The organism is Ruminococcus sp. 210702-SL.1.03 (assembly GCF_020559915.1).
Taxonomy (GTDB): Bacteria; Bacillota; Clostridia; order Oscillospirales; family Ruminococcaceae; genus YE71.
The window spans coordinates 1-255 of the sequence record NZ_JAJCLZ010000173.1; the positions used below are offsets into that span (position 1 = coordinate 1).

General features: G+C 59.2%; 1 protein-coding gene. It reads left to right on the forward strand.

Annotation, left to right across the window (positions count from 1 at the left end; genetic code table 11):
- Window positions 1–255, forward strand: a 255-nt coding sequence (locus LI114_RS13985; protein ID WP_264468347.1) for a GH25 family lysozyme, incomplete at both ends; no start/stop codon positions are given.

Below are 255 nucleotides of genomic sequence, written 5' to 3' on the forward strand. Positions count from 1 at the left end.
CAAAGTGCTGTATCGCCGCAATCAAGGGCAAGCAGTTCGAGTACCCGATATATTTCGATGTCGAGGGCAAGTCGCTAGTCGGCAAGACGGGTGTGTCCGCGATGTGCAAGGCGTTCTGCGAGGAGCTCGAAAAGGCGGGCTATTTCGCGGGTATCTACATGAGCCGCAGCCCCGCGCAGACAATGCTGACGGCAGACGTTGCTAAGCGTTACGCCCTCTGGCTCGCGGAGTACGGCGGCAGGCTCAATTGGTCGG